This is a genomic window from Microbacterium sp., assembly GCF_031988965.1.
Lineage (GTDB): Bacteria > Actinomycetota > Actinomycetes > Actinomycetales > Microbacteriaceae > Microbacterium.
Genome location: NZ_DALZXX010000013.1, coordinates 22,274 through 42,686, shown reverse-complemented (window position 1 = coordinate 42,686; position 20,413 = coordinate 22,274). Strand labels below are relative to the sequence as shown.

The window sequence follows — 20,413 nt, the reverse complement described above, 5'->3', positions numbered from 1 at the left end:
CCCGTCACCCGCGGCCCGCCCGTGCATGCGCCGCCACACCCATGGCAGGGCGTGCCGGCGCCACCAGACGCCCGCACCGATCGGCTCGTTCTCGTGCAGTGCCGCGTCGAGTGCACCGAGCGCGTCCGCGTGCGGGACGGCCAGCACCTCGCCGGCTCGATATGCGAGGAAGCGGTGACCTCGGCTGCTGAGATGCACCAGGTCCTCGCCCCAGTTCGGCCGGTCGGGAAGGGTCGGATGCAGATCCGTGTCGATCAGGATCGCGCCCGTGCGTGCGGCGATGCCCGCGAGCGCGGTCGCGAAGGCGGCGAACCGGCGGGAGTAGATCGCCGCTGCCCGACGGCGAGGCAGGAATGGCGTGACAAGCACGACATCCGCTCCGATGTCGCGGAGTCTGCGCACTGCACCCTCGAGCTCTGCGGCGAGCGCAGGGACGTCGACGCTCGGCTTCACCAGATCGTTCGCGCCGATGAGGATCGACACGAGATCGGGCTCGAGCTCGAGGGCACGTGGGAGCTGAGTCTCGCAGACATCGCGTACCCGCTTGGATCTGATCGCGAGGTTCGCGTAGTGCAGGCCGCCGCGAGCGGCGAGCAGGAGCGCGAGACGATCCGCCCATCCGCGCAGGGCGCCGTCCGGCGCCGGATCGCAGAGGCCCTCGGTGAGCGAGTCTCCCATCGCCACATAGCGGTGCCAGCGTCGGGCGTCGACGGGAGCCGTGACCTCGGGGCGGGTGAGGCGACGCGCTCGGAGCCCTGAGTCCACGGCGCGGAGCATCCGGGCTTCGTCGAGATGGCCGAGCAGCTGGTCGCACACGCTCGACCAGCTGCGCCCCTGGACTGCCTGATGTCCCGCCTCACCGAAGGCCCTGCGCTTGCGCCCGTCTCCGGCGAGGTCGGCGACCCTCATCCGCATGTCCGCCAGGTCTCCGGGACGGTACAGCCATCCGTCGATTCCCATCCGAACCAGATCGAGGGGACCCCCACGTCCTGTGGCGACGACGGGGACCCCGCTCGCGTGAGCCTCCTGCAGGGTCTGACCGAACGTCTCACTCTCCCCCGGATGCACGAACACGTCGAACGACGCCATCGCCGCGGCGAGCGCCTGCCCGTCGAGGTGACCGAGGAACACCGCCCGCGGCATCAGGCTCATGAGCGTGGCGCGGCTCGGGCCGTCGCCGACGATCACGAGTCTCGCGCCGGGGATGCTCTGCAGAACGGCGAGATCCTCGACCTGCTTCTCCGGTGCGAGTCGGCCGACGTATCCGATCACGACATCACCGCCCCACTGCGCTCGCAGAACCGCGCTACGACGCGACGGCTGGAATCGTTCGGCATCCACTCCTCTGCCCCATCGGCGGACCCGATCGACCCCGAGGGAGGTGAGCCTCTCCGCCGAGCCCGCGGAGGGTGCCAGAGACAGCGTCGCCCGGCGGTGGAGCCGTGCGATGTGCGAGTGAGCGATCCCGGTCGTCGCAGGGACCCTGTATCGCTCGGTGTACGCGGCGACATCGGTCTGGTAGGCGGCGACCGCGGCGATGCCGAGCCGTTCCGCGGCGAGCGCTCCACGCCAGCCCAGGGCGAACGGTGACGCGAGATGCACGACGTCGGGCTGGAAGCGACGCAGAGACGCGGCGACCCGGTGGGCGGGTGAGGTCCCCACTCGCACGTTGCGGTACCCGGGGAGCGCGATGCTCGGGATCGGTTCGACGACGGCCCCGCTGATCTCGGTGGGTATGCCGTCGGCATCCGGGGCGATCACGTGGGCCTGATGGCCGGTGCGTTCGAGGTGCGTGAGGATCTGCAGGACGGATCCGGTCACACCGTTCATGTGCGGAAGGAAGGACTCTGTCACGATCGCGACTCTCACATGCCCAGGATGCCGTCGCAGGAGTGCACCGCAGGCAGGAAAGCCCTCCGATCACCAGAAGTTCACCGGATGCTGGAGCGCGCGTCACCGGCTATCCGGACGTTGGTTCCCGTTCACCTGCGCAGAGCACTCTGAAGGCGTGCCCACCGATCTGCTCACCGGCCCCTGGGCCCTCGTCGTCATGAGCCTCCTGGTCCTCGGCGACGCGTTCCTCGTCGTGGTGCCGGGAGAGATCGCCGTGACCGCACTCGGCGCTGTGGCGTCGAGCGTCGGATCGCCGCCCCTCTGGGCTGTGATCACCTGCGCGGGGACAGCAGCCGCCGCCGGTGACGCCGCCTGTTATCTCATCGGGCGCACGGTCGGGACGGCACGCTGGCGATGGATGCGGGCACCGCGCGTGCGCCAGGCGCTCGAGTGGGCCCGACGTCGACTCGACGGCGGCACCGCCGCGGTTCTGTTCACGGCCCGCTTCGTGCCGTTCGCGCGCCTGGCCATCAACCTGGTCGCCGGCGCCTCCCGTATCCATGCAGGCCGCTACCTGTGCCTGGTGACGGTGGCGGCATTCGGATGGGCGGTGTACCAGGCGTCCGTGGGTGCGATCGTCGCGACGCTCATCCCCGGTGGCCCGGTCGTGGCGGTGGTGGTGTCTGTGGTGATCGCGCTCGCCCTCGGGGCGGTGATCGATCTCATCTCGCGTCGGGTGCGGAGGTGATCCCCCACCCGTGCGAGGCGTGCCCTAGGCTGGCGAGCATGAGCACCGAAGAAGGCGCCTCCTCCACCGAGGACATGAAGCGCAAGTTCAAGGAAGCGCTCGAGAAGAAGAACGCGCACCACAGGCAGGGCGAGGCCCACCTGGACGGCGACTCCGCCGTCCACGGCGCACCCGCTCCGCAGACGCGGCGCGAGTTCCGACGCAAGAGCGGTTGACCACACGGATGCGGGAGCCGGCGATCGCCGACTCCCGCATCCTTCTTCTTTCCGTCGCGAGGCTCAGTTGCGTGCGGCGCGGAGACGCGCCCGCTCCTCCTTCGCCGCCATCTCGTCGAGGGCGGAGTCCTTGAGGCCCTGCACGTCGACAGCCTTCCGCTCATCGGCCATCCCGTGATCGTCGACGCCGTCGAGCTGTAACTCCTCGAAGGGCAGCGCGCCGCTCAGCACCTGCTGAACCCGATCGCGATCGATCTGACGCGTCCACGTGCCGATCAGCAGCGTGGCGACCGCGTTGCCGGTGAAGTTCGTGAGGGCTCGCCCCTCGGACATGAACCGGTCGATGCCGACGATCACGCCGACCCCGTCGACGAGATCGGGCCGGTAGGCCTGGAGGCCGCCCGCGAGAGTCGCGAGGCCGGCGCCCGTGACACCGGCTGCGCCCTTGCTGGCGATGATCATGAACACCAGCAGCCCGATCTGCTCGCCGATCGACATCGGCTGCCCCATCCCCGTGGCGATGAAGAGAGACGCCATCGTCAGGTAGATCGCAGTGCCGTCGAGGTTGAACGAGTACCCGGTCGGCACCGTGATGCCCACGACCGGCTTCGAGACGCCGATGTGCTCCATCTTGGCGATGAGGCGCGGAAGCGCGGACTCCGACGATGAGGTGCCGACGATGAGCAGGTACTCGCGGGCCAGGTACTTCACGAGGCTGAAGATGTTCACCCGTGTCACGGCATAGAGCAGCACGCCGAGCACGACCACGATGAACAGGAAGCAGGTGATGTAGAACGCGATCATGAGCACGCCGAGGCTCCAGATGGCTGCGATACCCGTCTTGCCCACGACGGCGGCGATCGCTCCGAACGCGCCGAGCGGAGCGAGCCACAGGATCATGCCGAGGATGCGGAACACGAGCTTCTGCAGGTTCTTGACCGCTTCCATGATCGGCGCGCCCTTGTCGCCGAGTCCCTGCAGTGCGAAGCCCACGAGCAGGGCGATGAACAGCACCTGCAGGACGCTCTCACCCGTGAAGGCCGAGAAGAAGGTCGTCGGGATGATCCCGAGGATGAACTCCGTGGTCGTCTTCGCCTCGGTGTCGGTCGCGTCGTAGTTCGAGTTCGCCATGTCGAGCCCCGCACCCGGGTGGATGATGTTGCCCACGACCAGGCCGATCGCGAGCGCGAACGTGGACATGACCATGAAGTACAGCAGCGCCAGGCCGCCGATCTTGCCGACCGTCGCGGCCTTCGCGATCGACCCGACGCCGACGACGATGGTGCAGAAGATGATCGGCGCGATCATCATCTTGATGAGCGATACGAAGCCCTTGCCGATCGGCTCGAGGCTCTGCCCGACCTCGGGCCAGATGAGGCCGACCGCCGCACCGAGAACGACGGCGATGATCACCGACACATACAGCCAGGTGTGCCTGTCCCAGGCCTGCTTGCCCCGCCGCCAGTGGAAACCGGGAAGCGAGAACCCTGTCGTGATGGCCATGTTTTCCTCCTTGATCATGAACGTCGTCGTCTCATGCCCTCGGGCGCCCTCGCCTTCGGTAAGCTCACCGTCGCGGACTTCGCACGGCGGCACCATTTGTGGTCGTATTGGTCTTCACCGATATCTCGGAGTCCGCGATCACCGACGATCGGAAGGACGCGATGACACACGCGCGCGACACCCGGAGCATCGCTTCCCGGGTGTTCCTGGTGCTCCTCGCCGCCGCCGTCGTGGTCGGCGCTCTGGTGGCCGTCTTCCTCGTCGTGGATGCGCAACGCGCGACCCATGCGGAAGCGGAGCGCGTCACCGCCGCCACCGCCGTGACCCTCGCCTCGTCCCCGCTCGTCGTCGATGCGCTCGAGGCGGGGCGACCGGAAGAGGCGACTCGCGTGCTCGAGCCGTATGCACTCGATGTGATCGCGGCTGCCGGTCTGGACTTCGTGACCATCATGACTCCCGACGGCACTCGTCTCACGCACCCCGACCTCGACCAGATCGGCGGAGACTACCTCGGCACGATCCCGGAGTCGCCGCGTACCCTGACCGAGGTCTTCACCGGTACCCTCGGCCCGTCGGTACGGACCATCGTTCCGGTGGTCGCATCCGACGGCGAGCTGCTCGGCTGGGTCTCGTCGGGTGTGACGATCGAGTCCATCTCCGAGACCCTCGTGCGTCGCCTCCCGCTGTCGATCGGCATCACGGTCGGGCTCGTCGCCCTCGGTGCCCTCGGAGCGTGGATCGCGCGCCGGTTCACCCGGGGCATCGCCGGCGATCTGCCACCGGGCCAGGTGCGGGATGCGGTGTCGTCGTACGAATCGCTGCGCACACTCGGAGATGCGCTGCGCGCTCAGACGCACGAGCACGGGAATCGCATGCACACGGCAGTCGCGCTCCTGGAGCTGGGTCGCAGTGACGAGGCGATCGAGATCCTGACCGAGACCTCACGACAGAGCCAGTCACTCGTCGACCAGGTGACTGCTCGACAGGCGGGCGACCCTGCCGTCGGTGCACTGCTGCTCGGCAAGGCGTCCCAGGCGAAGGAGCGCGGGATCGACTGGCGGGTGAGTATCGACCCCGATACCCCGGCGTCGCCGCTCTCGGCGGTCGACAGCGTCGCCGTGCTGGGGAACCTGATCGACAACGCCATGGATGCCGCCGGTGCAGGCAGCGAACGCTGGGTGCAGGTCTCGCTGCGACCCTCGACCGAAGGTGGGATCGTGCTCGAGGTGTCGGACGGCGGAGACGGCATCCCCGCGGAGCTGCGCGAGCACGTGTTCAGCCGCGGCTTCTCGACGAAGCCCGCCGGATCCCAGGGGCGCGGGGTCGGCCTCCCGCTGGTCCGCGCGGTGGTGACCGGCGCAGGCGGCACGGTGGATCTCTCCGGCCATCCGACCACGTTCACCGTCGTCCTCCCGCCCGCGAGAGGACGGAGGACATCGTGATCCGCACGCTCATCGTCGATGACGACGCTCTGACCCTCGAGCTGCACCGCTCGTATCTCGAGCGACTCGACGGCTTCGTGATCGGAGGCGAGTGCACCGGAGCCCGCGCCGCGCTCACTGCTCTGCTCGATCAGCCGCGCGACGAGCCGTTCGACCTCGTCCTCCTCGACATCACGATGCCCGACGGATCGGGTATCGATGTGCTGCGCACGCTCCGCGCCCGTGCGGCCGCGGTCGATGTGATCGCGATCACCGGCGTGCGCGATGCGGAGACCGTGCGGCAGATGGCCGCCCTGGGCGTGTACCAGTACCTCGTCAAGCCGTTTCCCTTCGCGGTCTTCCAGGAGCGGCTCACCGCGTACCGATCGCACCGGGATCACGCTCGATCGACCGCGGGCGAAGCGACGCAGTCCGAGATCGATGCGCTTCTCGGGCGCACGACCGGCACGATCCCGATTCCGAAGGGGCTGTCATCCGCGACGCTGCAGAGGGTGACTGCCGAACTGCGCTCCGCAGGCGCCGCGGTGTCGGCGAGCGAGGCAGCGACGCGGCTCGGCATGTCCCGTGTATCCGTGCGGCGGTACCTGGAGCACCTCACCGCATCGGGGGTCATCACCCGAAGCGCCCGGTACGGCGCACGAGGACGACCCGAGACGGAGTACCGCTGGACCCGACGCGGCGACGGGGGCGACTGACGCCCGCGCGGCGCCCGCACGGTCATCGATCGTTCGAATGACCCGGGTCTGTCCCTCGGGTGCAGCTCGTCGTCAGCGTGGCAGCCGACCCTCGTGGATCACGGAGTCAGGGTCGGCGTCAGCCCTGACGGTGCGCAGTCGATCGATCGCGCCCGGATCACCGCAACGCTCGAGCGTCTCGCCCGGCCCGAGGAAGGTCGGGATCGTCTGCGGGGCGATCGCGGGCGCCAGCACGTCAAGAAAGCCGCTCATGCTTGCTTCTCCCGGCTCGCTCCGGTCGCCGGGGAAGACGGGTACGAGCGCGTGCAGCAGCCAGTCGACACCCCGAAGACTCGCGAATCCCGCCCGCCTCGGGTGCTCGAGGACACCGCCCAGCATCCGGATCTCGATGCCCATGATCGGCCACTGCTCCGGCAGCCCGCGGAAGCGGAAGAGGTCGTCGATCGTCGCGTCGTCGAGCGACGAGAGCGCAGCGGAGACGCCTTTGCCCGCCGTCGGTTCGAGGGGTTCGCCGCTCGCCGCGGCGACCGTCTTCGGCGATGTCGCCCCCGACTCGTCGCGGCGGACGGTACCGGCTCGCCGCACCGCTCCGATCAGCTCGTCGGCGGGTCCGACCGTGGACAGCGCCTGCACGGTGACGAAGCCGCGTCCACGGATCTCCTCGGGAAGCTGCGGAGCGTCGGGCATGCGCATCGAGTTCACGAAGACGTTCACCGTTGCCGGGGCGTCTGCGGAGATGTCTCGGACGGCCCGCATCACCGCTCCCGCGTCCGAAGCGTCGAACGTGAGTTGCGTTCCCCACACCGTCGGCGCGGGAACCAGGTCGATCTCGAGAGCCGTCACGATTCCGACGATGCCGCCCGCTCCGCGAAGCGCCCACATCACCTCGGGGTCGCTCTCGTCGTCGATCCGTTCGTGGGTTCCGTCGCCCCGCAGCACCCACGCGGCCCTGAGATTGTCGGAACCGAGTCCCGCCGTGCGGCTGAACCAGGAATGACCACCGCCCAGGGTGTACCCCGCGACGGCGACGACCGGACTCGTGCCGGCAGGAGCCACCCAGCCGGTGCCCTCGAGCGCCTCGACGACGGCTCCCCAGCGGACCCCACTGCCGACGCGGACCACGCCGGAGCCGAGGTCGACCGACAACTCGTCGAAAGCGGCCATGCGGACGATCACGGCGCCGGCCAGATCACCGCCGGCACCGTGCCCGGTGGGCTGCACCGCGAGCGTCACGCCCGCGTTCCGCGCGACACCGAGAAGAGTCAGCAGGTCTCGCAGGTCGGCAGGTTCGGCGACACCCGCCGGACGCTGTTCGATCGCCAGATTCCACGGTCGGCGCGCCGAATCGAAGGATTCGTCACCGGGGAGGAGGAGAGTGCCGCGCAGTGCATCCCGCGCGGAGTCGAGCACAGAGCGAAGGGCCATGAGGTCACCGTACGACGCCCCTCGGACATCGTCTACGGCCTCACGGCCCTGCACCTGCTCCCGGCCGGGCCGGGGACCAGATCACTCCCCGGCGAGACCGCCGAGCATGTGGCCGAACGAGCGTCCTTCGCCCAGATATGTGGCCGGATCGTAGGGATCGGCGACCGACTCCGCCTCGCGGCGTGCGATGGCCTCGGCCAGCTCACGAGCACCCTTCTCGATGCGCTTCGCGAGCGGTGCGACGTCGTCACCGGCCCCGCCCCAGTCGCTGGACGCCGCGAACACACCGGTCGATACAGCCTCGGCGTGCAGATAGGCGAAGAGCGGCCGGATCGCGTAGTCGATCGCGAGCGAGTGGCGCGCCGTGCCGGCGTTCGCCCCGATCAGCACCGGCGTGCCGGTGAGAGCGTCGGGGTCGAGGACGTCGATGAACGACTTGAAGAGTCCGTTGTAGCTCGTCGAGAAGATCGGCGTCACGGCGATCAGAGCATCCGCCGACACGACCGTGTTGATCGCGGTCTCCAGCGCGGGAGGCGCGAAGCCCGTGAGCAGGTTGTTCGTGATGTCGTGCGCATAGTCGCGCAGCTCGATCACATCGACGCTGGCCTCGATGTCGTGATCGGCTAGAGCCTTCACTGTCTCGGCCGCGAGGCGATCTGCGAGCATCCGCGTCGAGGAGGGGTTCGAGAGCCCCGCCGAGACGACGGCGATGCGACGCGTGGCCATGTCAGGCCTCCTTCCGGCTGAGACCGAAGGCGGCGCCGGCCGGGGCCGGGGTGTCCTCGTACGGAGAGTCTCCGGTCAGGTTGTCGCCCCGGTTCGCACCGGGCCGCGCCTGGCGGGTGGGGCCGTCGCCGTACTCGGCCTTCACTCGCGCGGCGTGAGTCGGAGCATCCGCGGAGCACCGGCACGACCTCGGATCCCAGGATGTCGAGCTGCTCGAGCACCGTCTTCAGAGGCAGGCCCGCGTGGTCGATGAGGAACAGCTGGCGCTGGTAGTCGCCGTAGTGCTCGCGCATCGCGGCGTAACGGTCGATGACCTGCTGCGGCGACCCCACCGTGAGCGGGGTCATCTCGGTGAAGTCCTCCATGCTCGGTCCATGGCCGTAGACCGGAGCGTTGTCGAAGTACGGGCGGAACTGATCGACCGCATCCTGCGACTTCGCGGACATGAACACCTGACCACCGAGACCGACGATCGCCTGCTCCGGCGTGCCGTGTCCGTAGTGCGCGTACCGCTGGCGGTAGAGCTCGATGAGGCGCTGGTAGTGCTCCTTCGGCCAGAAGATGTTGTTCGCGAAGAAGCCGTCTCCGTAGTACGCGGCCTGCTCGGCGATCTCCGGCGTACGGATGGACCCGTGCCACACGAACGGTGCCACGCCGTCGAGCGGACGAGGAGTGGAGGTGAAGCCCTGCAGCGGGGTGCGGAACTTGCCGTCCCAGTCGACGACATCCTCACGCCACAGCTTGTGCAGCAGCGCGTAGTTCTCGATCGCCAGCGGAAGCCCCTGACGGATGTCCTTGCCGAACCACGGGTACACCGGGCCGGTGTTGCCACGACCGAGCATGAGGTCCATGCGTCCGTCCGAGACGTGCTGCAGCATCGCGTACTCCTCGGCGATGCGGACGGGGTCATTCGTCGTGATGAGCGTCGTCGACGTCGAGACGATGAGGCGCTCCGTCTGCGCGGCGAGCGCCGCCAGGAACGTCGTGGGGCTCGAGGACCAGAACGGAGGGTTGTGGTGCTCGCCGATCGCGAAGACGTCGAGACCGACCTCTTCGCTGTGCTTCGCGATCGCCAGGGTGGCCTTGATCCGCTCCTGCTCACTCGGCGTGACACCGGTGGTGGGGTCGCGGGTGATGTCGCTGACCGACATGATGCCGAACTGCACCGGGACGCCTGCCTGCTCACTCATGATTGCTCCGTCTTCTCCGAACCGGATGCCCTGCACCCGCTTCTATTCATTTGAATGTATCTGAGTCAACGCGGTCAGTCCAACTTTATTCCCGGCGGTAGCCTCGGAACATGAACAGCGCCGGCGCCGCACCGACGAGCCCTCCCACGGGCTCCACCCCCAAGCCACGTCGGCGGGTCCCGTTCTGGGACAACGCCCGGTTCGCCTGCATCGTGCTCGTGGTGCTGGGTCATGCCATTCAGCGCCTCACCTATGACTCGGACATCGCGCTCGCCGCGTACCTCGCTCTCTATGCGTTCCACATGCCTGCGTTCGCGATCATCTCCGGGTACTTCTCCAAGTCCGGATCCCCGACGCGGGTGCAGATGGCGCGCGTCATCACCGACATCCTGCTCCCCTACGTGATCTTCGAGACACTGTGGACCCTCACGAAGTGGCTCGTCGAAGGGCAGACGGATCCCAACTTCACGAAGCCCTCGTGGACGCTGTGGTTCCTGCTCGCGCTGGGGATCTTCCGGCTGGTGCTCCCCTACCTCGCGCTGATGCGCTGGCCTCTGCTCTGGACGGTCATCATCTCGATCGGTGTCGGCTACCTGCCGAACGTCGACAGCACGTTCTCGCTGTCGCGCACCCTGGGGCTCCTCCCGTTCTTCACGCTGGGCTGGTGGCTCCGCGAGCACGACATCGTCGCGCGGTTCCGCCTCCTCGACCTGCGCCCCTGGTGGATCAGGGCGGTCGCGGCACTCGTGCTGGCCGTCGCGGGGTTCGCATCGTGGCGCTGGGTCGACGTGTGGGAGCAGCTCGACCTCCGCCACTGGCTCTTCTACGAGGATGCATATGTCGATCTCGGAGGCGGACAGTGGTGGGCCGGAGGCGTCCGCATCACGCTGATGGTGCTCGCGGTGATCCTCAGCGCGGCGTTCTTCGCCCTGGTGCCACGCGGCACGTACTGGTGGACGACCTTCGGTCAGTACACGATGTACGTGTTCCTACTGCACTCGTTCGTGCTCTATCCGTTCCGCGAATCCGGCGCGCTGAGAGACCTCGACCCCACCTGGATCTGGCTTCCGCTCGTGACCGCGCTGTCGGTGCTGCTCGCCCTCGCACTCGCGACGAAGCCGGTGCGCAGAGTCCTGCGGCCACTCGTCGAGCCGCGTCCGCGCTGGCTGTTCGTCGACCCCGCTCTCGCGAGCCGCGAGGGCCATCGCAGCGATCCGACCGGGTCCCGCCGCCCCCGCCAGGGCAACGCAGACGGCGCCGAACGGTGACTCGGGCCGAGGAGGTCCGCGATCTCATCGTGCAGCGGGCGGATGCCACGGGCTTCGGAGCCCACGGTCTGCACGTACTGATCGACGATGACATCGCCGAGCATCGGTGGGCCCCGGACGACCGCGAGGAGATCCACTCCGTCGCGAAGGCCCTCTGCGTGCTCGCGGCCGGGATCGCCGCAGACGAGGGTGCCCTCTCGCTCGACAGTCCCGTTCTCGACCTGCTGCCGACATCGCACCCGGGCGCCGGGGTGGATCAGGTCACGCTGCGGCACCTGCTGACGATGTCGAGCGGAATCGATCTCCCGTACTCCGAGACGATGATGACCGACTGGCCGGACCTCGCAGAAGAGTTCCTCAGCCGTCCTTCGAGCGGTCGCGTGTTCCAATACTCGAACGCCAGCACCTACACCGCGATGGCGGCGCTCGCCGCACAGGTCGGGGATGTCGCCGAGTACCTCGCCCCTCGGCTGTTCACCCCGATGGGCCTCGACGGGATCGTCTGGGAGCGGAGTCCCCGCGGGCGGATCATCGCCGGGGCTGGCGTGTCGCTGCGCACCGAGGAGATGTCTCGGATCGGACGTCTGATCCGCGACCGAGGTCTATGGAACGGCCTGCGATTGGTGTCGCCGGAGGTGATCGACGCGATGCACGCGGACTGGGTCGTCGCGGGATCGAACCCCGGATACGCCCGTTACGCACTCGCGGGATGGGACGGACCCGGTGCGGGGTGGCGGCTGCACGGCGCCTATGGCCAGCTCATCGTGTTCGCAGGCGACGGTGTCGTGACGATCAGCGCCGACGATCACTTCGGCGCCGATGCGATGGCTGCCTACGTCATCGACAGTCTCACCGACTGAGACACCCTCAGGCGAAGAGCTCGGCTCCGACGAATGATCCGGGCGAGACTCCTGCGGGGACGGCCCAGATCCCCGAGCCGACATGCCGGATGTATTCGTTCATCCGATCGGTGGCCAGGCGTCGCTGCAGCGTGATGAACTGCTCCGGATCGCGCTGGTAGGACAGGAAGAAGAGTCCCGCGTCGAGGCGTCCGAGCTCATTGTTGCCGTTGACGTAGTTGAAGCCGCGGCGGAGGATGCGGATGCCGTCGTTCTGATCCGGGTGCGCGAGCCTCACGTGCGAATCGGGATCGATCCGCGACGACGAGAAGTCCGGTGCAGTGAACTCATCGCCTCCTGAGAGCGGCGCCCCTTCACCCTTGTCGCGTCCGATGATCGTGTCCTGCTCCGAGAGCCGTACGCGGTCCCACGTCTCGATCAGCATCGCGATCTTGCGGGCGACGAGGTAGGAGCCACCGGCCATCCACGCCGGTTCATCGGATGCCGACACCCACACGTGCGCGTCGAGCGCAGCGGTGTCGTCGGCGAGGATGTTGTCCGTGCCGTCTTTGAAGCCGAACAGGTTCCGCGGGGTCGCCTGCGACGACGTGGTGCGAGAGGTCTTGCCGTAACCGAGCTGGGACCAGCGGAGCTTGGCACGGCCGAACGCGATCCGGCTCAGATTGCGGATCGCGTGCACCGCGACCTGAGGGTCGTCCGCGCAGGCTTGGATGCACAGGTCTCCATGCGAGGCCTCCGGCACCAGGTCATCGCCGAGGAACGGCGGCAACCGCTCGAGTGCGGCGGGACGGAGGGATGCGATGCCGTACCGATCACCCTCCTCGTTCTCGAACAGGGTGGGCCCGAAGCCGAAGGTGATCGTGAGCCCTGACGCCGGAAGCCCGAAAGCCTCACCCGTGTCGTCCGGCGGCGTCTCCGGGTCGCCGCCGACGGCGCCCGTGGCGCTCACCTCCAGTCCCTGCACGATTCGCGACGCAGCATACGTCCAGTCCTGCAGCAGCGTCACGAGATCGTCGCGATCGGTGCGCGGCATCATGTCGAACGATGCGAAGTGGAGGTGCTCCTGGACCGGGGTCGTGATGCCCGCCTGGTGGGCACCGAAGAACTCATACGCAGTCTGTGCTTCCGCCTCGGCCCGGGCTCGACCGATGGCGACTCCCCCGGTGATTCCGGCGCCGACGCCGACGGCGAGCGAGGCGACACCCCCGCCGAGTGCGAGACCGAGCAGGCCGCGGCGGCTGAGTCCGGACGGTGCGGCCGACGCCGACTCCTCGATGGAGTCGACGTCACCGCCTGTCGAGCTTTCGTTCACTGCGAGATCGTATCGTTCAGGTCAGTCGAGAACCGTGCCCGTGAGCTGCGAGAGCGGCTCAGCGAGAGCGTTGATCAGATCGGTGAATTCGCGCTTGTCCGCATCCGTGAGCTCGGAGTATCCGACGAACCCTGCCGTGAGCGATCCGTGCGCTGCCAGCGATTCCTCGAGCGCGGCGTACCCGCCCTCGATCTCGGTCACGAGAGCCTCACCCTCTTCTCCCTGAGCGGCCGCGAAGTCCTGGACGAGCGAGAACGCCATCTTGGAGCCTTCGACGTTCGCGGCGAAGTCGTAGAGGTCGGTGCCGGACCACCAGTCCTCCTCGCCCGAGATCTTGCCCGTGGCGACCTCGTCGAGCAGCGCGATCGCGCCGTTGGAGATGCCTGCGATCCCCTGGTCGTCGAGCGCGGTCGTGAAGTCGTCGGAGTGGACGTAGTCGTAGAGCTCCTGCACATCGGCGAGGAGCTGGTCGCCATAGCCGACACGCTCGTCAGAGGTCGACGGCACCCAGTCCTGCCACGCCGGGGTCTCCCCGTCGGCGTTCAGGGCATCCTGAGCCGGGACCCACAGATCCTTCTCGATGCGGTGGAAGCCGGTCCAGTCGAGGCCCTCGGCCACGGCGTCGACCTCACGGTAGTCGATGCGCGGGTCGAGGGTGCCGAGCGCTTCGGCGACCGGCTCGATGCGCTCGTAGAATGCCCGCGTCTGCGGGAAGAGCGAGCGAGCGGTCTCGTCGTCACCCGCCTCGTACGCGGTGACGAAGCCCTCGACCGCGGGCATGAGCTGACCGACCTGATCCTTGACGAATGCGGCGTACAGGTCGACCGCCTGCTGCTTCTGCTCGGCGTCCTCGCCCTCGACGGCGACCCGATCGCCGCTGACCGTGAACTCCGACCTGCCGACGCCTTCGCCGACCATGCCGGGCTTGCACAGCGTGAAGTACTGTCCGGGCTGGGCGACGACGGTGAGTGTGCGGGATGCGGAGGGCGCGATGTTCTCGACCTCGCCGACGATGCGCAGGCCGTCTTCGGCGAGCAGATAGAACTCGGATGTCTGACCGCTGTCATTCGTGACGTCGAACGTGAGCGTGCCGCTCTTCGCGGTGGCACTCGACACGGCGCAGTCCGAGTCGGTCGACGAGACATCGAACGTGCCGCCAGCGGCGACGTCGCTCTTGGCGACGCAGCCGGTGAGGACGAGCGCAGCGGCACCCGCGACTGCCAGGACACCGAGGGGTCGGCGAGAGATGGTCATACTGCTCCTTGCTGGGTGAATGTGGATGCCGACGGCTCCCGTACCGCAGTGGTCGGGGCTCCGGGTGCGGCAGATGTGCGGGCACGAAGCCCGCGGACGAAGAGGAATGAGATCACGACGAGGTACAGAGTCCATGCCGCGACCTGGAGCCAGGTCATGCGCGGCATGAATCCGACGGTCGCCTGCAGGATGGTCGCCCAGGCGCTGTCCGGAGCGATGACGTTCGTCACGTCGAACGCCCAGCCGAAGGGGAAGGCCGCCCAGCCGAGTGCCACCGTGCCGGTGACGGCGTCGATGGGGGCGGCGGCGGTGAACGGTCCGGGCAGGGCGCCGGCCTCCTGAAGGTCCATGATCGCGTAGGCGAGCACCCCCGCGGCGACGATCACGAGGAAGCCACTCGTCCACGTGAAGAACCGGCGGAGATCGAGTCGCACGGCGCTACGTGCGAGCAGCCAGCCCACCACCACGGCTGTCGCCAGACCGAGCAGTGCACCGAGCAGTGCGGAAGGCGCATCTCCGAACGACTGGACCATCGACCACAGCAGAAGCGTGGTCTCGATCCCCTCCCGCGCCACCGAGACGAAGCCGATCGCGACGAGTGCCCAGACCCCACCGCTCGTGAGCGCACGATCCAGGCCGCCTTCGAGCGTCGCCTTCATCGTGCGTCCGGCCTTCTGCATCCAGAAGATCATCCATGTGACCATGCCGACAGCGAGGAGAGACAGCAGTCCGCCGATGAGTTCCTGCGCCTCGAAGGTGAGCGAGTATGCACCGAAGGTGAGGACAGCGCCGATACCGAGCGCCAGAGCGACGGCGAGGGCGACTCCCGCCCACAGCCTCGGCAACGCGTCATGGCGCCCCAGACGTCGAAGATAGGCGACGAGGATGCCTACGACGAGCGCGGCTTCGAGGCCTTCGCGAAGTCCGATGAGGAAGGTGGCGAGCACGAGCGATCTCTCTGGAAGAACGGAGGTAAGGCATTCCTTACCTCCGAGAGATTATCACCAGTTCCGCCATGCCGCGGAACACGCCCGCGGGAGCCTCGCGGTAATCCGACGCAACACTCGACCACCCACCTCCTGAGTCGATCTACGCTCGGTGAATGGCTGATCTCTCGCTCCCCATCCTCGACCTGTCCCAGCTCGACGCCGGCCCCGAGGCCGCTGCGCGGTTCCGCGACGAGTTGCGGGCGGCCACCCACGATGTGGGCTTCTTCTATCTGACCGGCACGGGCATCTCGCCCGAGCTCGAGGCCCGTCTGCATCGGGCGGCGCTGGACTTCTTCGCCCTGCCGGACGAAGACAAGCTCGCGATCGAGAACGTGAACAGTCCGCACTTCCGCGGGTACACCCGGATCGGCGGAGAGCGGACCCAGGGGAAGGTCGACTGGCGCGAGCAGATCGACATCGGCCCGGAGCGCGAGCCCGTCGAGGGCGGGCCGGCCTTCAACCGTCTCGTGGGTCCGAACCTGTGGCCGGCGGCCCAGCCTGAACTCAAAGCTGTCGTCACGGAGTGGCATGACACCCTGACCGAGATCGCACAGAAGTTGCTGCGGGCCTGGGCACTCACCCTCGGCGCGGAGGAGACGTACTTCGACGAGCCCTTCCGCGACCCGTCGACGCTGATCAAGATCGTCCGCTACCCCGGCACGCACGAGCCGGAGCCGCAGCAGGGCGTCGGTGCGCACAAGGACTCCGGCGTGCTCACCCTTCTCTGGGTCGAGCCCGGCAAGGGCGGGCTGCAGGTCGAGCGCGACGGCGAGTGGGTGTCGGCTCCACCCGTACCCGGAGCCTTCGTCGTCAACATCGGGGAGCTGCTGGAGTACGCGACCGGCGGCTACCTCAAGGCGACGAACCACCGCGTCATCTCCCCCAAGGCGCCGGACGAGCGCATCTCGATCCCGTTCTTCTTCAACCCGGCGCTCGACCAGCAGCTGCCGCTGCTCGAGCTTCCCGCCGAGCTGGCTGCGGAGGCGACAGGAATCACCGAGGATCCGAGCAATCCCATCCACGCGACGTACGGCGAGAATGCGATGAAGTCTCGTCTGCGTGCCCACCCGGACGTGGCCGCGATCCATCACCCGGACCTGGTCGGCGCGAACGCCTGACGCGAGTCACAACGCCGAGCCGCCTCCGAGCGCGACGATCTCGCGCAGCGCCTGGAGGTGGCCGGCGAAAGCCTCTCGGCCTGCCGCCGTCGAGTGGACCCATGTGCGAGGGCGACTGCCGAGGCTGCTCTTGCGCGCGACGACATATCCTGCGGCCTGCAGATGCGAGATGGCCTTGCTCAGCGGCGAGTCACCGCACTGGAGGATCTCGCGCAGAGTCGCGAAGTCCAGCTCTATCCCATCCCCGAGCGATGCCAGGACCGAGAACCGGATCGGCGACGCGAAGTTGTCGTCGAGCCGTGTGCGCGGGTGCGGAACGGACGGAGTGTCAGTCACGCAGATCACGTCCGGGGACGAACGACACCGCGGTGAGCAGCGCGATGATCCCCAGCCCGCTGAGCACACCGACGACGACCGGAACTCCGTCGAGCAGCACGACCAGAGACAGTGCGCAGGCAGATGCCGCGAAGGCGGCGAGGTGCGGCCAGCGCCATGAGGCGCCGACGGTCGGAAGGCCCAACTCCGTGCGCGCAGCCACCATCCACGCGACCAGCATCAACACGACGAGCAGGATCAAGACGCTGGTGAGCAGGTCGTCCGGTGCCGAACCGAGCATCGCGAGCACGCCGATGGCGATGCCCACGAGGACGGTCCCCCACCGTGCACCACGCGGAAGCGGAGCAGGGCGCGATCGCGGAGGGCGTGGGTCACCGGATGCCCGCGCGAGCTGGACAGCGCCATAGCCGCCGAATCCGAAGAGCACGAGCGCGGCAGGGATCCACATCACGATCGCCGGGACCTCCGGGTCCCAGACAACGAAGCCGAACACGACGAGCGCGGCCACGATCAGTACACCACCGGCCAGCAGCAGCGGCCAGCGGGACGCCGTCAGGCGCCATTGCATCCCGCTGCGCTGAGCCATACCGCTGCCCAGCTGTCCCCAGAGGAGGAAGCTGAAGAGGATGACCTGACTCGTTCCCCCTCCGTCGCCGCGAAGGGCCGCCGCCATCGCGACGAGGTATGCGGCGGTGATCACGGCATTCGCGATGTGCAGCCTAGCCAGCGCCCGTCTGTCGACGACGTGCCCGCGGCGGTGCGCCACAGCATCAGCCTCGTCGAGATAGCGCTGGGCGATGTCCGCGCTCGGCGGCGCGAGCGCCTCCTGCCCCTGGACCGGCTTCTGCTCCATCGTCTGACCTCCGATCACTTTCCTTCAGGAAAGCTCACTACTTTCCTAACGGAAAGTCTGCGCGGGATCAACCCCGGAACATGACGAAGGCCGCCCCACACCTGGGACGGCCTTCTCAAGAATGTTCTGCGCGATTGTACGCTGGCTCGCTTCGCCTTATCGGCGGAGACCCAGGCGTGCGATCAGCGAGCGGTAACGCTCGATGTCGACGCTCTGGAGGTAGCCGAGCAGACGACGGCGCTGACCCACGAGCAGGAACAGGCCACGACGCGAGTGGTGGTCGTGCTTGTGCTCCTTCAGGTGCTCGGTGAGGTCCTTGATGCGCTGCGTCAGCATCGCGGCCTGCACCTCGGGGGATCCGGTGTCACCGGGGTGCGTCGCGTACTCTTCGATGATCGCCTTCTTGACGTCTGCTTCCAGTGCCATAGATTCGATCCCCTCTCTGCTTGTTGCGCGGCGCCCGACGCCTGATGCGAGGGCTCTCTTTATCCGCGGCCGATCGAACGGCAACCTGAAGAGTCTACCAGGACTCGACCGCGCTCTGTGACCGCCGACGGGGCGCCCACTTCCGCGCCTCGGATACGCTCGGAGCATGCACGACAGGCACGCGGCGTGAGCAGGACTCGCAGCCATCTGATCGACCTCAGCCCGCTGAAGGCCAGCCCCGCATTCGCTCGCATGTGGATCGGTTCCGTGCTCGCCGGCATCGGCGGCCAACTCACGATCGTGACCGTGATGCTGCACGTCTTCGCTCTCACCGGGAGCACCTTCGCGGTCTCGATGATCGCCGTGGCAGGGCTCGTCCCCATGATCCTCGCCGGCCTCTACGGCGGCATGCTCGCCGACGCGTTCGACCGCCGGCGCGTCGCGCTGATCGCCGCGACCGTGACCTTCGCGTCGACCGCTCTGCTCGCCGCCCTCACCTGGACGGGCGCCGAGACGATCTGGTGGCTCTACGTCCTGAGCATCGTCAACTCCGCCGCCAACTCGGTGGGGATGGCGACGCGCACCGCCATCGTTCCCCGGCTCGTGCCCCGCGATCTGCTCGCCTCGGCCTCCGCGCTCAACGGCGTCGCCTTCGGCCTCACTGTCATGGCGGGCCCCGCCGCCGCCGGCATCCTCGTCGCCCTCACGGGCTACGGGTGGACCTACACGATCGACGTCGTCCTGATGCTCTCGATGTTCCTCGGCCTGTGGACTCTCCCGGCACTGCGCCCCGAAGGCGAGATCGTGCGCCCCGGCCTCGCCTCACTGGTCGACGGATGGAGATTCCTCCGACGGGCGGGCAACATCCGCATGCAGTACCTCGTCGACATCATCGCGATGACGTTCGGGCAGCCGCTCGTGCTGTTCCCCGCGCTCGGCACCGCGCTGCTCGGCGGAGGCGCGGTCACGACCGGCATCCTCACCGCCGCTGTCGCCGCCGGCACGTTCACCTCGAGCCTGTTCTCGGGCCGCGTCGTGCAGTACCGATGGCACGGCCGCGGGATCGAGCGCGCCGTGCAGGCGTACGGCGCATCGATCCTCGCCTTCGGCGTGGTGCTGCTGATCGGCGCCTTCTCCTCCCCCGCGACCGAGAAGCTTCCGCACATCGGCCTGATCATCGCCGCCTGCATCACGCTGGCACTGTCCGGAGCATCCGACAACGTCAGCTCGATCTATCGGAACACCATGATGCAGGCGGCCGTACCCGACAGCATGCGCGGTCGGCTGCAGGGTGTGTTCATCATCGTCGTCGCCGGCGGTCCGCGCGTCGGCGCCCTGTACGCCGGAACCCTCGCATCCCTCACGACACTGTGGTTCCCACCCCTTCTCGGCGGATTCCTGGTGATCGCCCTCGTCGCTCTGCTCGCGGGTCGCAACAGTCGATTCCGCGCGTACGACGCAGAGAACCCCGAGCCCTGAAGGGCCCGGGGCTCTCGTGATCTGCGGGTGATCAGTCCTGCTGCAGAGCGCCCTGCAGGTCGAGGCTGATCGTGACGTCCTTGCCGACGAGCACGCCACCGGTCTCGAGCGCCGCGTTCCAGGTCAGGCCGAAGTCCTCGCGGTTGATGACGGTCTTCGCCGACGCGCCCGCCTTGTAGTTGCCCCACGGGTCGGAGCCGAAGCCGCCGAAGTCGAGCTCGAAGCTCACAGGCTTGGTGATGCCGCGGATGGTCAGGTCGCCGTCGACGAAGAGCTCGCCGTTCTCGGCGCGCGCACCGGTCGACACGAACTCCATGGTCGGGAAGTTCTCGGTGTCGAAGAAGTCGCCCGAGCGCAGGTGCTGGTCGCGGCCCTCATCCTTCGTGTCGATCGACGTGACGTCGACACTCGCCTCGACGCGTGCCTCGAGAGGGTTCTCGGGCGCGATGAGGGTGGCGCTCTTGACGCCGAAGGTGCCGCGCACCTTCGAGATCATCATGTGGCGGACGCTGAAGGTGACCTCGCTGTGGGACGGGTCGAGGACCCAGGTGCCCGCGCGGTAACCGGGGATGTCGATGGTGGTCATGGTTTCTCCTCTGGAGACATCAGCCGCACTGTGCGGCAACGGATGAGGGGCCGTGTTCACGGCGTCACGGGTTACAACTTACATGCAGATGCATGTATTCCCCCGAATGCGGAGTTCTTCTCGAAGAAACGACGAAGGCGCCGCGACCTCGAGGG

General features: G+C 67.9%; 20 protein-coding genes. 8 read left to right on the top strand and 12 right to left on the bottom strand.

What is annotated here, in order from left to right:
• Positions 1-1,854 (bottom strand): GDSL-type esterase/lipase family protein (locus RTM68_RS05340; protein ID WP_312168980.1); only part of this gene is annotated, 1,854 nt, incomplete at its 3' end.
• Between the two features lie 154 nt (positions 1,855-2,008).
• Here RTM68_RS05340 and RTM68_RS05335 point away from each other — a divergent pair.
• Positions 2,009-2,581 carry a VTT domain-containing protein gene (locus RTM68_RS05335; RefSeq protein ID WP_312168978.1) on the top strand — a complete coding sequence of 191 codons (573 nt, stop codon included), beginning with the start codon at positions 2,009-2,011 and terminating at the stop codon, positions 2,579-2,581.
• Positions 2,582-2,619: 38 nt separating this feature from the next.
• Positions 2,620-2,796, top strand: a complete 177-nt coding sequence (locus RTM68_RS05330) for a DUF5302 domain-containing protein (RefSeq protein ID WP_181155964.1) — start codon at positions 2,620-2,622, stop codon at positions 2,794-2,796.
• Positions 2,797-2,859: 63 nt separating this feature from the next.
• Here RTM68_RS05330 and RTM68_RS05325 read toward each other — a convergent pair whose 3' ends face one another.
• Entirely contained in the window at positions 2,860-4,299 is a 1,440-nt protein-coding gene (locus RTM68_RS05325; protein ID WP_312168974.1) for a cation:dicarboxylate symporter family transporter, read from the bottom strand.
• Positions 4,300-4,460: 161 nt separating this feature from the next.
• Between RTM68_RS05325 and RTM68_RS05320 the strand changes: the two genes are divergently transcribed.
• Positions 4,461-5,741: an ATP-binding protein gene (locus tag RTM68_RS05320; RefSeq protein ID WP_312168972.1), complete on the top strand. Its 1,281-nt coding sequence runs from the start codon at positions 4,461-4,463 to the stop codon at positions 5,739-5,741.
• Positions 5,738-6,436 carry a response regulator gene (locus RTM68_RS05315; RefSeq protein WP_312168970.1) on the top strand — a complete coding sequence of 233 codons (699 nt, stop codon included), beginning with the start codon at positions 5,738-5,740 and terminating at the stop codon, positions 6,434-6,436. The genes RTM68_RS05320 and RTM68_RS05315 overlap by 4 nt, the downstream gene beginning before the upstream one ends.
• A gap of 72 nt (positions 6,437-6,508) precedes the next feature.
• Here the strand turns inward: RTM68_RS05315 and RTM68_RS05310 are convergent, their stop codons facing one another.
• The 3 genes from RTM68_RS05310 to RTM68_RS05300 all read right to left on the bottom strand — a co-directional run bounded on the left by RTM68_RS05310 (position 6,509) and on the right by RTM68_RS05300 (position 9,753).
• Positions 6,509-7,861, bottom strand: coding sequence for an FAD-binding oxidoreductase (locus RTM68_RS05310; RefSeq protein ID WP_312168968.1), 1,353 nt, complete (start codon positions 7,859-7,861; stop codon positions 6,509-6,511).
• 81 nt (positions 7,862-7,942) lie between these two features.
• Complete coding sequence (locus RTM68_RS05305; protein ID WP_312168965.1) at positions 7,943-8,587, bottom strand: FMN reductase; 645 nt, start codon at positions 8,585-8,587, stop codon at positions 7,943-7,945.
• A complete protein-coding gene (locus tag RTM68_RS05300; RefSeq protein WP_312168983.1) occupies positions 8,494-9,753 on the bottom strand; it encodes an LLM class flavin-dependent oxidoreductase in 1,260 nt (419 codons plus the stop codon). The genes RTM68_RS05305 and RTM68_RS05300 overlap by 94 nt, the downstream gene beginning before the upstream one ends.
• A 134-nt stretch (positions 9,754-9,887) precedes the next feature.
• Here RTM68_RS05300 and RTM68_RS05295 point away from each other — a divergent pair, with 134 nt between their 5' ends.
• Positions 9,888-11,045 (top strand): acyltransferase family protein, encoded by a 1,158-nt coding sequence (locus RTM68_RS05295; protein WP_312168962.1) that lies wholly within the window; start codon positions 9,888-9,890, stop codon positions 11,043-11,045.
• Positions 11,042-11,905 (top strand): serine hydrolase, encoded by an 864-nt coding sequence (locus RTM68_RS05290; protein ID WP_312168959.1) that lies wholly within the window; start codon positions 11,042-11,044, stop codon positions 11,903-11,905. The genes RTM68_RS05295 and RTM68_RS05290 overlap by 4 nt, the downstream gene beginning before the upstream one ends.
• Before the next feature lie 7 nt (positions 11,906-11,912).
• Here the strand turns inward: RTM68_RS05290 and efeB are convergent, their stop codons facing one another.
• Genes efeB through efeU form a run of 3 tightly spaced genes read right to left on the bottom strand, consistent with a single transcriptional unit; the run spans position 11,913 to position 15,418 of the window.
• Positions 11,913-13,217, bottom strand: a complete 1,305-nt coding sequence (efeB, locus tag RTM68_RS05285) for an iron uptake transporter deferrochelatase/peroxidase subunit (protein ID WP_312168957.1) — start codon at positions 13,215-13,217, stop codon at positions 11,913-11,915.
• A 21-nt stretch (positions 13,218-13,238) separates the two neighbouring features.
• Positions 13,239-14,471, bottom strand: a complete 1,233-nt coding sequence (gene efeO, locus RTM68_RS05280; RefSeq protein ID WP_312168954.1) for an iron uptake system protein EfeO — start codon at positions 14,469-14,471, stop codon at positions 13,239-13,241.
• Positions 14,468-15,418, bottom strand: a complete 951-nt coding sequence (efeU, locus tag RTM68_RS05275; RefSeq protein WP_312168951.1) for an iron uptake transporter permease EfeU — start codon at positions 15,416-15,418, stop codon at positions 14,468-14,470. Before efeU ends, efeO begins: the two co-directional genes overlap by 4 nt.
• A gap of 155 nt (positions 15,419-15,573) precedes the next feature.
• Between efeU and RTM68_RS05270 the strand changes: the two genes are divergently transcribed.
• Entirely contained in the window at positions 15,574-16,578 is a 1,005-nt protein-coding gene (locus RTM68_RS05270; RefSeq protein ID WP_312168948.1) for a 2-oxoglutarate and iron-dependent oxygenase domain-containing protein, read from the top strand.
• Positions 16,579-16,584: 6 nt separating this feature from the next.
• Here the strand turns inward: RTM68_RS05270 and RTM68_RS05265 are convergent, their stop codons facing one another.
• From RTM68_RS05265 to rpsO, 3 genes are all read right to left on the bottom strand, one after another.
• Positions 16,585-16,914 (bottom strand): transcriptional regulator, encoded by a 330-nt coding sequence (locus tag RTM68_RS05265; RefSeq protein ID WP_312168945.1) that lies wholly within the window; start codon positions 16,912-16,914, stop codon positions 16,585-16,587.
• Complete coding sequence (locus RTM68_RS05260) at positions 16,907-17,767, bottom strand: hypothetical protein (protein WP_312168942.1); 861 nt, start codon at positions 17,765-17,767, stop codon at positions 16,907-16,909. Before RTM68_RS05260 ends, RTM68_RS05265 begins: the two co-directional genes overlap by 8 nt.
• Before the next feature lie 156 nt (positions 17,768-17,923).
• On the bottom strand, positions 17,924-18,193 hold the full coding sequence (rpsO, locus tag RTM68_RS05255) for a 30S ribosomal protein S15 (RefSeq protein ID WP_017203073.1): 270 nt from the start codon (positions 18,191-18,193) through the stop codon (positions 17,924-17,926).
• A 186-nt stretch (positions 18,194-18,379) separates the two neighbouring features.
• Between rpsO and RTM68_RS05250 the strand changes: the two genes are divergently transcribed.
• The gene (locus RTM68_RS05250; RefSeq protein WP_312168939.1) at positions 18,380-19,672 is read left to right on the top strand and encodes an MFS transporter; all 1,293 of its coding nucleotides are present in this window, start codon (positions 18,380-18,382) and stop codon (positions 19,670-19,672) included.
• A 31-nt stretch (positions 19,673-19,703) separates the two neighbouring features.
• Here RTM68_RS05250 and RTM68_RS05245 read toward each other — a convergent pair whose 3' ends face one another.
• Positions 19,704-20,258 (bottom strand): YceI family protein, encoded by a 555-nt coding sequence (locus RTM68_RS05245; protein ID WP_312168937.1) that lies wholly within the window; start codon positions 20,256-20,258, stop codon positions 19,704-19,706.
• Positions 20,259-20,413 lie beyond the last annotated feature (155 nt).

Coding starts and splice junctions, on each gene's coding strand:
- RTM68_RS05310 (WP_312168968.1), bottom strand. CDS start 7,861: ATGGCCCTTCGCTCTGTGCTCGACTCCGCGCGGGATGCACTGCGCGGC.
- RTM68_RS05270 (WP_312168948.1), top strand. CDS start 15,574: ATGGCTGATCTCTCGCTCCCCATCCTCGACCTGTCCCAGCTCGACGCC.
- RTM68_RS05295 (WP_312168962.1), top strand. CDS start 9,888: ATGAACAGCGCCGGCGCCGCACCGACGAGCCCTCCCACGGGCTCCACC.
- RTM68_RS05260 (WP_312168942.1), bottom strand. CDS start 17,767: ATGGAGCAGAAGCCGGTCCAGGGGCAGGAGGCGCTCGCGCCGCCGAGC.
- RTM68_RS05325 (WP_312168974.1), bottom strand. CDS start 4,299: ATGGCCATCACGACAGGGTTCTCGCTTCCCGGTTTCCACTGGCGGCGG.
- rpsO (WP_017203073.1), bottom strand. CDS start 18,193: ATGGCACTGGAAGCAGACGTCAAGAAGGCGATCATCGAAGAGTACGCG.
- RTM68_RS05320 (WP_312168972.1), top strand. CDS start 4,461: ATGACACACGCGCGCGACACCCGGAGCATCGCTTCCCGGGTGTTCCTG.
- efeO (WP_312168954.1), bottom strand. CDS start 14,471: ATGACCATCTCTCGCCGACCCCTCGGTGTCCTGGCAGTCGCGGGTGCC.
- RTM68_RS05330 (WP_181155964.1), top strand. CDS start 2,620: ATGAGCACCGAAGAAGGCGCCTCCTCCACCGAGGACATGAAGCGCAAG.
- RTM68_RS05245 (WP_312168937.1), bottom strand. CDS start 20,258: ATGACCACCATCGACATCCCCGGTTACCGCGCGGGCACCTGGGTCCTC.
- RTM68_RS05305 (WP_312168965.1), bottom strand. CDS start 8,587: ATGGCCACGCGTCGCATCGCCGTCGTCTCGGCGGGGCTCTCGAACCCC.